This is a genomic window from Pseudolysinimonas sp., assembly GCF_044239695.1.
Classification (GTDB): Bacteria; Actinomycetota; Actinomycetes; order Actinomycetales; family Microbacteriaceae; genus Pseudolysinimonas_A.
The window spans coordinates 1-6,448 of sequence record NZ_JBIIAW010000134.1 but is presented as its reverse complement, the minus strand read 5'-3'; the positions used below and the strand labels follow the sequence as shown (position 1 = coordinate 6,448).

The following is a 6,448-nucleotide window of genomic DNA, read 5'->3' as shown; positions in this document are numbered from 1 at the left end:
TCGACCGTGCCGTGGTAGCTGTGATCGATGACGACGACCTTCGGGCGCCCCGTCACCATGCGGGCGTAGCGCAGCACATGGCGGTTGGCGTCGGTCGCCGAGAGCGTGAACTGCCAGCGCTCGAGCCCGAACCGACCGGCGAGCAGATGGGATGCCGCGGTCGCGTCCTCGGTGGGGAGCATGAAGGTCGACCCGCGAGCGAGGCGCTCGGCGATCGCGCGCACCGACGCCTCGGGGGCGTGGCCGACCATCGCACCGGTGTCGCCGAGGCACAGATCGACGTGGTCGATGCCGTCCGCGCAGCGGAAGTGCGCCCCCTTCGCCTCGTCGACGAACACGGGCCACGGGCCCGGCCACTTCACCATCCAGAGCATCGGGACACCCTCGGGCATCACCTCGCGGGCGGCCTCCCAGAGCCGGTGCGACTCGGGGCGCTCCGCGCGGAACCGCTCGACCTCTGCGGCGTGCAGAGCGGCCAGGCGCGCCCGATCGGCGTACATCTCAGGACTGCCGGGCGAGCCGCTTGCGGCGCGACGCCGCGTACAGCTGCGACCCGACGACCAGCGCGATCGCGAGCAGGAAAACCGCGGACGCGATGACGTTCGCCTGCGCCGGGATGCCGCGGGCGGCCGCCGTGTAGACGTACTTCGGGAACGTCGACGCGGCGCCGGAGTTGAAGTTCGTGATGATGAAGTCGTCGAACGACAGGGCGAACGACAGGAGGGCTGCGGCGATGATGCCGGGCAGCAACAGCGGGAACGTGATGCGCCACCACACCTGCCCGGGGCTCGCGTAGAGGTCGCGCCCCGCCTCCTCCATCGCCGGATCGAGACTCGCGACGCGCGCGCGCACCGTCACCACGACGAAGCTGATGCAGAACATCGTGTGCGCCAGGATGATCGTGCCGACGCCCTTGGGAACCCCGGCGGTGAGGAACTGGGCCGCGAGACCCGCGCCGAGCACGACCTCCGGCGTCGCCATCGGCAGGAAGATCAGCAGGGTCGCCGCGGACCGGAACCGCACGCGGTACCGCACGAGGCCGATCGCGATCGCGGTGCCGAGCGCCGTAGCCGCGATCGTCGACACGACCCCGACGAGGATGCTCGTGCCGAACGCCTCGCAGACGGCTCCGTTCTCGACGACGCAGATCGTCGTCCAGTTCTCGAGGGTGAAGCCGCGCCAGACGATATTGGTCTTGACCGAGTCGTTGAACGAGAACGCGATCGTGTAGACGATCGGGGTGAGCAGCAGCACCAGCCCGAGGATCGCGTAGACCCCGAGGGCCCAGGATCCGAGTCCGAAACGCGGCCGCCCGTTCATACCAGATCCTTCGTGCCGGCTCGCCGGATGTAGATCGCGACGAGCAGCAGGATCGCCGCCATGAGGATGATCGACAGCGACGCGGCGACCGGGAAGTTCTCGGTGCGCAGGAAGTTCGCCTCGATGACGTTTCCGATCATCGCCGTGCTCGGCGATCCGAGGAAGTCGCTCGACGCGTTGATGTAGTCGCCGGCGGCCGGGATGAAGGTGAGCAGGGTGCCCGACACGACGCCGGGCAGCGACAGCGGCAGCGTGACCCGGAAGAACGTCGTCGCCGGGCTCGCGTACAGGTCGCTTCCCGCTTCGACGTAGCGCAGATCGAGACGTTCGAGCGAGGTGTAGATCGGCAGCGTCATGAACGGGATGAAGTTGTAGGCGATCCCGAAGATCACGGCCACCGGGGTGCCCGTGATGCGGGCGTCGTCGGGCATGATCGTGAGCGCCTGGAGCACGCCGAGAACCGGACCCTCGTCGGCGAGGATCTGCTTCCAGGCGAAGGTGCGCAGCAGGAAGCTGATGAAGAACGGGGCGATCACCAGCACGAGGGCGAGAGCCTGGAGCAGCGGGAACCGCCGTAGCCTGACGCCGATGAAGTAGGCGAGCGGGTACCCGATGAGCAGCGCGATCACCGTCGCGGCGATCGCGTACCCGAAGGAGCGCAGGATGTGCGGCCAGTAGGTCGACATGACCTCGACGTAGTTCTCCCAGCGGAACGCGGGAACGTACTCCCCCTGCGCCCCGAAGGCGAGCGGGTCGGGCGCCTGGAAGCTGGTGAGCACGAGCGAGACGAACGGCACCACGAAGAACAGCGCCAGGTAGGCGAGTCCCGGCAGCAGGAGCAGGAGGGCGACCGGGCTGCGTCGCGCGGGAGCCGCATCGACGTCGACGACGGCGCCCGGGGCTCCCCCGAAGACTCCGAACGCCATCAGGCCTCCTCGAGCTCGGCCTCGATGCGGCGGCGTTGCGCGATCGCGATCGCCTGGGTGTCGTCGTCGGGATCGAAGCGCAGCGCCTCGTCGGGCTCGTCGGCGAGACCGAAGCCGTGGTCGACCGCCCAGCTCACCCAGACCTCCGCGCCGTCGCCGACGACCGGGCCCGAGACGAGGTTCTGCGCGAACAGCGACACCGTGCCGAGACCCGGGATGCCGATCAGGTACTGCGTGCTCACCCCGCTGAACGACACGTCGTGCACGCGGCCCGGCCCGAGCACGTTGACCCCGGGCTGTGGGGCGGGCTCGCTCGTGTGCAACAGCAGCTTCTCCGGGCGGACGCCGATCGTGACGTCGCCGGCGTGGCGCTGGGACCGCTCACGCGGCACCGCCACCTTGCGGCCCGCGACGTCGACGACGATCGTGTCGCCCTTCGACGAGACCACCGGACCGGCGAACAGGTTCGACTGCCCGAGGAAGTTGGCGACGAAGGCGGTGCGCGGCAGCTCGTAGAGCTCGGCCGGCGCCCCCATCTGCTCGATGCGGCCCTTGTTCATGACGGCGATCGTGTCGGCCATCGTCATGGCCTCCTCCTGGTCATGCGTGACGTGGAGGAAGGTGATGCCGACATCCGTCTGGATGTCTTTCAGTTCGACCTGCATCTGCCGGCGCAGCTTGAGGTCGAGGGCGCCGAGCGGCTCGTCGAGCAGCAGCAGGGCCGGCCGATTGACGACGGCGCGGGCGAGGGCCACCCGCTGCTGCTGACCTCCCGAGAGCTGCCCGGGCTTGCGCTGGGCGACATGGTCGAGTTCGACCATCTCGAGCGCACCGTGGGCGCGCACGAGGGCATCCTTCACCCCGCGCCGTTTCAGGCCGAACGCGACGTTCTCGAGCACCGACATGTGCGGGAAGAGCGCGTAGCTCTGGAAGACCGTGTTCACCGGACGCCGGAAGGGCGGCATCCGGGTCACGTCCTCGGTGCCGATCAGCACCCGGCCCGATGTCGGGGCCTCGAGCCCGGCGACGATCCGCAGGGTCGTCGTCTTGCCGCACCCCGACGGACCCAGCAGCGCGAAGAACGACCCCGCGGGGATCGTGAGGTTCAGCTCCTCGATCGCCGTGAAACCGGGGAACCGCTTGCTGACGCCGTCGAGCTGGAGATCAGCCCCCGACGACGTCGGCTCGCCGGACGTGTCAGGCTCCCACGAGGACGGCCTGGAACGCCGTGCCGAACGACTGCTCCTCGGCGCCGGTGAGCGGGCGGAAGGTCTTCACCTGCGACAGCGTCTCCTCGTTGGGGAAGATCAGCTGGTTCTCGGCCGCTTCGGGGTCGATCGCCGCCGCCGCTTCCTTCGCCCCGACGACGGGGGTGATGTAGTTCACCCAGAGCGCCACCTCGGCGGCGACCTCGGGCTCGTAGTAGTAGTTGATGAGCGCCTCGGCGTTCTTCTTGCGCGGCGAACCGATCGGGATCATCAGGTTGTCGTTCCAGAGCGTCCCGCCCGACTCGGGGATCGCGAACTCGAACAGGTCGCTGCCGAGCTCGCCGTTGACGAGGGTGACGTCGCCCGACCAGACGATGCCGGCGATCGCGTCGCCGTTGATGAGGTCCTGCGTGTACGAGTTGCCGCGCACCGCGCCGATCTGACCGCTCGTGACCTTCTCGCGGAAGACATCCAACGCGTTGTTGAAGTCGTCTTCGCTGAAGTCGCCGGAGATGTCGATGCCCTGGTCGAGCAGGATGAGGCCCATCGTGTCGCGCATCTCGCTGAGCACGACGATCTTGCCCGCGAGCTCGGGGTCCCAGAGGTCGTCGAGGGTCTTGAGACCGTTCGGCAGCAGCTCCTTGTTCCAGCAGAGACCGGCGAACCCGCCCTGCCAGGGGAGGGAGAACTTCCGTCCGGGGTCGAAGCCGACGTCCCGCAGGTCGGGCACCAGGTTCGACTGGTTCGGGATGTTGGCGACGTCGAGCTCCTGCACGTAGCCGAGGTTGATCAGCCGGCCCGCCATCCAGTCGGTGAGGGTGATGAGGTCGGCGCCGATGTCCTGCCCGAGGGCGAGCACGTCGCGCACCTTCGCGTAGTACTCGTTGTTGTCGTTGATCTCGACGAGGTAGTCGACGGCGATGCCGGTCTCGGCGGTGAAGGCTTCGAGGGTCGGGTAGCCGCCCGCGTCGTCCTCGTCCATGTAGCCGGGCCAGTTGGCCCAGTTGACGTTCTTGTCGCTGTCCGACTGGTCGGTCGCCGGACTCGGCGCGCCGGAAGACGTCGGGGCGCACGCGGCGAGCGCGAGAGCGGCGGCGCCGCCCACCCCGCCGGCGAGAACGCTGCGGCGGGAGAGCTGCGAGGCACGGGCCTGCTGGACGAGACGACGGATCAGGGGATCCTCGGGAAGCGACCTGGGCATGTAACGACTCCTTCCAACGGTGGGTCGATCCTGACATAGCCGGAGGCTTGGACGGAACTATCCGGCACTTCTGTAACAGACATTTCACGCAATCCGCCGTCTGAGAGCCCGAAGAGTGCGGATTCCACAGTCGTGACCGACGAACTCGCCACTACACTGGCGCGCATGAGGGTGGGCGTTCCGGCCGAGATCAAGAACAACGAGTACCGCGTCGCGATCACGCCGTCGGGGGTGCACGAACTGGTCGCCCACGGCCACGAGGTCCTGATCCAAGAGGGTGCCGGTCTCGGCTCGTCGATCACCGACGACGACTACCGCTCCGCCGGCGCGACCATCGCGGCGACGGCCGAGGCGGTCTGGGACGCGGCGGATCTCCTCCTCAAGGTCAAGGAACCGGTTCAGAGCGAGTACCGGCACTTCCGCGACGGCCTGGTGCTCTTCACCTACCTGCACCTCGCGGCCGAGGCCGCGCTGACCACGGCGCTCGTCGAGGCGGGAGTCACCGGGATCGCCTACGAGACCGTCCAGCTGCCCAATCGCGCGCTGCCGTTGCTCGCTCCGATGAGCGAGGTCGCCGGCCGGCTCGCGCCGATCGTCGGCGCCAACGCCATGCTGCGCCCGCACGGCGGTCCGGGACTCCTCGTGCCGGGCGTCGCCGGCACCCGCCCGGCGAACGTCGTGGTGATCGGCGCCGGGGTCGCCGGCACCAACGCGGTCGCCCTGAGCGTCGGGCTCGGCGCTCAGGTGACGGTGCTCGACACGAACATCCAGCGGTTGCGCGAGATGGACGACGATTACGCCGGTCGCATCATCACGATCGCCTCGAACGCCTTCGAGATCGAGCGGGCCGTGCTCGCGGCCGACCTCGTGATCGGCGCGGTGCTCGTGCCGGGGGCGAAGGCGCCGAAACTGGTGAGCAACGCCCTCGTGAAGCGCATGAAGCCGGGCAGCGTGCTCGTCGACATCGCCGTCGACCAGGGCGGATGCTTCGAAGACACCCGGCCGACGACCCACGCCGATCCGACCTATGCCGTGCACGGGTCGATCTTCTACTGCGTCGCCAACATGCCCGGTGCCGTCGCGCACACCTCCACCTATGCCCTCACCAACGCGACGCTGCCGTATGTGCGCGCGATCGCGAACTCGGGCTGGCGGGACGCCCTGCGCGCGGACCCCGCCCTCGCCCTCGGGCTCAACACCCACGCCGGCTCGGTCGTCAACGGTCCGGTGGCGACCGCGCACGGGATGACCTCCTCGGCGCTCGAGATGGCGCTGGCCTGAGGCTCGGCCCGCGCACTCCCTCGCCTCTTCCTGGAGCGCGCGACCCTACTCCAGGAGCGCACGACGGGCACGGCCGTGCTCGACGAGCCAGACCTCGCCCGGGTGCACCGGCGGGGGAACCTCGCGGATGCGCGCGATCGCCCGCACATCGGCCACCGCACAGCCGCTGAAGACGATCGGCAGGTCGCGTCGCGCGCGAGCCAGGGTCGCCCAGTCCGACTGCCAGGCGTCGGGGTCGCCGAGCAGCACGGAGCGACCGGGGTCGATCACGGGCATCCCGGGGTCCGGCTCGCCCAGGCGCACGACGCGCACGCGCGCCGGATCCCAGCGCCCGTCGAACTCCCGCGGGCGGGACGCGACTATCGCCACCTCTCCGTGCGACAGGGGCCCGACGGGAACCGGGGCGGGCCCGTCGAGCACCCGGCGCGGGAGCGGTGCGGGCACCGCGACCTGCACCGCCGCTCCGTCCCAGAGACCTGATCCGGGGAGGGCTCGAGGGTCGTACAGCGCGC

General features: G+C 69.5%; 5 protein-coding genes and 2 pseudogenes. 1 reads left to right on the top strand and 6 read right to left on the bottom strand.

The annotated features are described in order from the left end of the window. From ACILQS_RS14870 to ACILQS_RS14850, 5 genes and pseudogenes are all read right to left on the bottom strand, one after another. A partial coding sequence (locus ACILQS_RS14870) for an aminotransferase class III-fold pyridoxal phosphate-dependent enzyme (protein ID WP_395640904.1) occupies nt 1-500 on the bottom strand: 500 nt, incomplete at its 3' end. Nucleotide 501: 1 nt separating this feature from the next. Next, the gene (locus ACILQS_RS14865) at nt 502-1,320 is read right to left on the bottom strand and encodes an ABC transporter permease (RefSeq protein WP_395640903.1); all 819 of its coding nucleotides are present in this window, start codon (nt 1,318-1,320) and stop codon (nt 502-504) included. Continuing rightward, nucleotides 1,317-2,246, bottom strand: coding sequence for an ABC transporter permease (locus tag ACILQS_RS14860; protein ID WP_395640902.1), 930 nt, complete (start codon nt 2,244-2,246; stop codon nt 1,317-1,319). Before ACILQS_RS14860 ends, ACILQS_RS14865 begins: the two co-directional genes overlap by 4 nt. Beyond that, nucleotides 2,246-3,421, bottom strand: a pseudogene (locus tag ACILQS_RS14855) (ABC transporter ATP-binding protein); the annotation flags it as partial. The gene ACILQS_RS14860 and the pseudogene ACILQS_RS14855, both read right to left, overlap by 1 nt. Before the next feature lie 22 nt (nt 3,422-3,443). Next, nucleotides 3,444-4,655 carry a PotD/PotF family extracellular solute-binding protein gene (locus tag ACILQS_RS14850; RefSeq protein ID WP_395640901.1) on the bottom strand — a complete coding sequence of 404 codons (1,212 nt, stop codon included), beginning with the start codon at nt 4,653-4,655 and terminating at the stop codon, nt 3,444-3,446. Nucleotides 4,656-4,820: 165 nt separating this feature from the next. Between ACILQS_RS14850 and ald the strand changes: the two genes are divergently transcribed. Further along, the gene (ald, locus tag ACILQS_RS14845; RefSeq protein WP_395640900.1) at nt 4,821-5,936 is read left to right on the top strand and encodes an alanine dehydrogenase; all 1,116 of its coding nucleotides are present in this window, start codon (nt 4,821-4,823) and stop codon (nt 5,934-5,936) included. 45 nt (nt 5,937-5,981) lie between these two features. Here the strand turns inward: ald and ACILQS_RS14840 are convergent. Beyond that, nucleotides 5,982-6,448 (bottom strand): annotated as a pseudogene (locus ACILQS_RS14840) (hypothetical protein); the annotation flags it as partial.

Bases quoted from the DNA above. Each gene is read 5' to 3' on its own strand.
- ACILQS_RS14860 (WP_395640902.1), bottom strand. From the start codon at position 2,246: ATGGCGTTCGGAGTCTTCGGGGGAGCCCCGGGCGCCGTCGTCGACGTC.
- ald (WP_395640900.1), top strand. From the start codon at position 4,821: ATGAGGGTGGGCGTTCCGGCCGAGATCAAGAACAACGAGTACCGCGTC.
- ACILQS_RS14865 (WP_395640903.1), bottom strand. From the start codon at position 1,320: ATGAACGGGCGGCCGCGTTTCGGACTCGGATCCTGGGCCCTCGGGGTC.
- ACILQS_RS14850 (WP_395640901.1), bottom strand. From the start codon at position 4,655: ATGCCCAGGTCGCTTCCCGAGGATCCCCTGATCCGTCGTCTCGTCCAG.